General features: G+C 61.1%; 5 protein-coding genes. 1 reads left to right on the forward strand and 4 read right to left on the reverse strand.

Annotated elements, in window-relative coordinates; genetic code table 11:
- The 4 genes from A3764_RS14655 to A3764_RS14670 all read right to left on the reverse strand — a co-directional run.
- Positions 1–538, reverse strand: a 538-nt coding sequence (locus A3764_RS14655; protein WP_067951708.1) for a cob(I)yrinic acid a,c-diamide adenosyltransferase, incomplete at its 3' end; no start/stop codon positions are given.
- Entirely contained in the window at positions 538–744 is a 207-nt protein-coding gene (locus A3764_RS14660) for a twin transmembrane helix small protein (RefSeq protein ID WP_067924902.1), read from the reverse strand. The genes A3764_RS14660 and A3764_RS14655, both read right to left, overlap by 1 nt.
- 59 nt (positions 745–803) lie before the next feature.
- Positions 804–1,634, reverse strand: a complete 831-nt coding sequence (locus A3764_RS14665; RefSeq protein ID WP_067924897.1) for an SDR family oxidoreductase — start codon at positions 1,632–1,634, stop codon at positions 804–806.
- A 64-nt stretch (positions 1,635–1,698) separates the two neighbouring features.
- Positions 1,699–2,322, reverse strand: a complete 624-nt coding sequence (locus A3764_RS14670) for an SH3 domain-containing protein (protein ID WP_067924894.1) — start codon at positions 2,320–2,322, stop codon at positions 1,699–1,701.
- A 199-nt stretch (positions 2,323–2,521) separates the two neighbouring features.
- On the opposite strand from A3764_RS14670, the gene A3764_RS14675 reads away from it, so the two are divergent.
- On the forward strand, positions 2,522–3,563 hold a 1,042-nt coding region (locus A3764_RS14675; protein ID WP_330220528.1), incomplete at its 3' end, for a DNA gyrase subunit A.

The raw sequence follows: 3,563 nt of genomic DNA on the forward strand, positions 1-3,563 counted from the left end.
CGGCCCCGGCGTTGTTCGCCATGCGCGCGGCGACGAAGAACCAGTCGCTCAGCCGGTTGAGATAGCGAACGGCAGCGCCGTTCACATCCTGCTTTCCGGCCAGTTCCACCGACAGGCGTTCAGCGCGCCGTGCCACGGTACGGCATACATGAAGATCGGCGGCCAGCTTTCGGCCCCCCGGCAGGATGAAGCTGCGCAGAGGTTCGAGTTCGGCATTCATAACGTCGATTTCCCGCTCCAGCCGATCGACTTGTGCATCGCTGATGCGCAGGGGCGGATATTCGGCTTCGGCATCCTTTTCGATATCGGGGCGGCACAGATCGGCGCCAAGATCGAAAAGGTCGTTCTGGATGCGCGACAGGGCCGCGTCCGTTTCATCCTTCGCGTCCAGCCGGGCGACGCCCACGAAACTGTTGAGTTCGTCGACCGTCCCATAGGCTTCGACGCGCGGATCGTGCTTTGCCACGCGGTCGCCATTGCCGAGCGCGGTATCGCCCTTGTCGCCGGTGCGGGTGTAGATCTTGTTCAGGACAACCATCAGCCGGTGCCTTTCATGAAATAGACGTAGGCAAGGATGAGCAGCACCGCGATGAACTGGGCGATGATCCGCATCCGCATCAGTTTGTTGCTGTTGCGCCGGTTGAAGGCTCCGCCGCCGGCAAAGCCGCCGAGCCCGAACATCAGGATGACGACAACCGCAATGACGGCGATTATAACGACAATGAAGAATGGATCGAATGTCATCTGGCTTCCTTTCCGTCGCCCAAGTCATGTAGCGGGGCAGGGTGGGGGCGCAAGGGCTTTCAGCGGCTCAACACCCAGTCGAGCGCCCGGGTCGGCAGGATTCTTCTAAGAAAACCCATGAGATAGGTAGGCGTCGTGACATAGTATCGCGCACGTGGACGGGGTGCTTCCAGCGCGTGTACCAGCTTCTTTACGACCGCCTCGGGGGGCAGTTCGAAAGGATCCGGCTTGTCGGTCTCTCGGTAGAGGCGCGCGATCAGTTCGCTTTCGTATCGTGCCCTGCGGGGGGAGGCGCGCCAATCAATCCATCGTTCGAAATGCGGGATGGAATTGGCCCTGATGCGCGATGTGACGGGCCCGGGTTCGATGAGGACGACATGGATGCCGGTATCGCGCATTTCGATCCGCAGCGTGTCGGTAAGCCCTTCGAGCGCGAATTTCGTCGCGTTGTAGGCGCCCCGCCAAGGCATCGTCACCAAGCCAAGAACCGAGGAGCACTGAACGATTCGCCCGTGGCCCTGCGCCCGCATCACGGGAAGGACGCGGCGGGTCAGGCTGTGCCAGCCGAACAGGTTGGTTTCAAATATCGCGCGCAGCCCCTCCGTGGGGAGGTCTTCGACTGCGCCCGGTGTCGCATGTGCGCCGTTGTTGAACAGCGCATCGAGGGTGCCGCCGGTATGTTCCAGCACTTGGGTGACCGCCGCTTCGATGGTTTCGGTGTCGCTGTAATCGAGGCGGGGGCTGATGAAGCCTTCGGCTCGTAGTTTCGCGCAGTCTTCCTCCTTTCGGCAGGCGGCGAAGACGGTCCACCCCCGCGCACGCAGGCCATGTGCTGCCGCATAACCGATGCCGGAGGAGCAGCCGGTGATGAGGATGGATCGTGCAGACATAAAAAGGCCCCCGTAAAACGGAGGCCATCTTCACGGCAAAGAGTATGAATGCAACCGAAAGGTGTCAGCCGTTGACGAGTAGGAAATCAGCGATCCAGCCTTCGGGTCCGCCATCGACAGAGCGCATGCGGACCCAGCCGTCGCCATTGTCGTCAAGCACTTCGACCGCGTCACCTTCGATCACCTGGGATACGACATCGAAGTTCGTACCCGGACCGCCGCGCACATTCACACGGGTCCCCGATACGATGCGCACGTCCCCTGCGGCCTGGGTCTGAAGCGAGGCATTGGTGGCCTGTACCGGCTCATCCGTGGCGATCAGGCTCTGCATTACGATTTCGGTTTCTTGAGCCTCGGCAGGCTGGGGTTGGTTGAAGCTTGCTTTCTGCGGCTCAAAGGCCGGGGCAGGGCGTGTGTCTTTCGCTTGGGAAATCTGCGTCAGATCCACGTCAGACCGCATGACGGCATTGTCGATGCGCAGTTTGCTGTCGTCCTTGACGACGGCGGCGGTCACCTTCGGTGTCACGCTCTGAATGCTGATGCCGCTTTCAGGCACCGAAAGGTCCTTTTGCGTGACGGGGCTCGCTTCGGCCAGACGGACGCTGGCAGGTTCGAAATCGGCGCCGCCGCTCATCTCGTAGAAGGCCCAACCCATGAAGCCGAAGGTCACTAGAATAAATTTGCCCATTGTACTGTCCTCAACCCGTGCGATTTGAGGCTTAACGCCGGAAACCCCCACTCGGTTCAATATCAGATTATGTGATTCTCTTTTAGGTGCTAAAAGTGAACGGCCTATCAATTCGGCATAGCCGCCTATGCGTCGGAGTTCGCATGCTCCGCGCTATTCCCCGGCTTGCCGGTTTCTGCCCTTTTGGCTAAGCAACCGCATGACCGATGTGACCTCCCCTCCGGAACCTGACCGCAACAGCCTCTCGGAACCCCTGCGCCGTGCCTTGGGCGACAGGTATCTGACCTATGCGCTCAGCACGATCATGCACCGTGCCCTGCCGGATGCCCGGGACGGTCTGAAGCCGGTGCACCGGCGGATCCTCTACGCGATGCGGGAACTGCGCCTTGCCTCGAACGGGGGCTTTCGCAAGTCGGCGAAGATCTCGGGCGACGTGATGGGCAACTATCACCCCCACGGGGATGCAGCGATCTACGATGCCATGGCGCGCCTGGCGCAGGATTTCAACGTGCGCTATCCGCTGGTCGACGGGCAGGGCAACTTCGGCAATATCGACGGCGATAACCCCGCCGCGAGCCGCTATACCGAAGCCCGGATGACCGCCGTGGCCGAGGCCATGCTCGAAGGGCTGAACGAAAACGCGGTCAACTTTCGCGAAAATTACGATGGCACCCTCACGGAGCCGGAGGTGCTGCCCGCGCAATTCCCGAACCTGCTGGCGAACGGGGCCAGCGGGATCGCCGTCGGCATGGCGACCAACATACCGCCGCATAACATCGCCGAGCTTTGCGATGCCTGTCTTCACCTGATCAAGACGCCGGATGCGCGGGACGATACGCTGCTCAACTACGTGCCGGGCCCCGATTTTCCCACGGGGGGCGTTCTGGTGGAACCACGCGACAGTATCGCGACCGCCTACCGGACCGGCAAAGGCGGGTTCCGCCTGCGCTGCCGGTGGGAGGTGGAAGACCTCGGTCGTGGGCTGTGGCAGATCGTGATCACGGAAATCCCCTATCAGGTTCAGAAATCNCGCCTGATCGAAAAGATCGCCGAACTGATCCAGACCAAGAAGATCCCCATTCTGGGCGATGTGCGAGATGAATCCGCCGATGATGTGCGCATGATCATCGAACCGCGGTCCAAGAACGTCGATCCCGAACTTCTCATGGGGATGCTGTTCCGCAACTCCGATCTGGAGGTGCGTTTCTCGCTCAACATGAACGTGCTGATCGACGGCGTCA

It is taken from the genome of Sulfitobacter sp. HI0129 (assembly GCF_001635395.1).
GTDB lineage: Bacteria > Pseudomonadota > Alphaproteobacteria > Rhodobacterales > Rhodobacteraceae > Sulfitobacter.